The sequence below is a fragment of the Streptomyces hygroscopicus subsp. hygroscopicus genome, from assembly GCF_001553455.1.
Taxonomy (GTDB): domain Bacteria; phylum Actinomycetota; class Actinomycetes; order Streptomycetales; family Streptomycetaceae; genus Streptomyces; species Streptomyces hygroscopicus.
The window spans coordinates 1-1,076 of sequence record NZ_BBOX01000179.1 but is presented as its reverse complement, the minus strand read 5'-3'; the positions used below and the strand labels follow the sequence as shown (position 1 = coordinate 1,076).

The 1,076-nt window shown below is 72.2% G+C and carries 1 protein-coding gene and 1 pseudogene; one reads left to right on the top strand and one right to left on the bottom strand.

The window, feature by feature from the left end; translation table 11 throughout:
- Positions 1-530, bottom strand: a 530-nt coding sequence (locus AXW62_RS45895; protein WP_252368654.1) for a helix-turn-helix domain-containing protein, incomplete at its 3' end; no start/stop codon positions are given.
- Positions 531-730: 200 nt separating this feature from the next.
- On the opposite strand from AXW62_RS45895, the pseudogene AXW62_RS44025 reads away from it, so the two are divergent.
- A pseudogene (locus AXW62_RS44025) lies at positions 731-1,076 on the top strand (DUF4232 domain-containing protein); the annotation flags it as partial.

Below are 1,076 nucleotides of genomic sequence, written 5' to 3'. Positions count from 1 at the left end.
GCGCCGGAGGCCACCTGATGGGGCGTCGGCGCGCCCTCGGGCTCCCCAACACCGGCACCAGCCCCGGCACCGGTCCCGCCCTCAGCCCCGGAACCGGTTCCGGCAGCGGCAGCGGTTCCAGCCCCAGCACCCGCACCGGTTCCAGCCCCAGCCCTCGCACCGGCCCCAGCCCCGGCACCCGCACCGGTTCCGGTCCCGGCACCCGCACCGGCACCGCGCACCGCCCCGTCCGGCCCCGGTCCCTTACGCCCCCGCGCCGCGTCCGCCAGAATCCACCGCCGGTGCAGCTCGACCAGTTCCTCGGAGGTCGCCCGGCACACCCGGGCGAGCCGCTCGACCGGCGCGTACTCGGTTGGCACCACGCTGCCGTTGCAGTAGCGATGCAGCGTCGACGTGCTCATGTGCAGCCGCTTGGCAAGCGTCCCGTAGCTCAGCCCCGAGCGCTCCTTGAGCCCCCGCAGCAGTTCCCCGAACGCCTCCGCGGCCCCGGCGGGCCCCGTCGCTCCGGTGGCCCCTGTCGCCCCTGACACCGTTCCCTGCCTCCCCATCCCATGGCCCGGCGCGTCCCATTCCCGCGTTTCAGGACCCTTACGTTTCCCCTGGTCAAAGGCCGTTTCTGCGTTCCAGCGTCCCCGACTGCCCGGCATTCGTGGCGGCTGGGACGGATGGCCCCACAAGCTCTGGTCATCCAAGCACCACACCCACCGCACCACCGAAAGGGCTCACCCACATGTCCAGCCTCCGCACCTCCCGCACCCGCCTCCTCACCACCGCCGCGGCCCTCGCGATCGGCGCCCTCTCCCTGACCGCGTGCAGCGACGGCTCGGGGACCCGCAGCGAGGGCGCGTCGTCCTCCGCCTCCGCGGCGTCCTCCCAGGAGGACGCGAAGACCACCAACGCCGGTTCGACGTCGGACGTGGACGTGGCCTCGTCGTCCGGAAAGAACAAGATCAGCACGAGCAGCAAGACCAAGAAGGCCGTCACCTGCCAGGGCTCCAACACCAAGACGGTCGCGGCTCCCTTGAACCGCCCCGTGAACCACATGCTGCTCACCGTCACCAACACCGGCAGCAAGA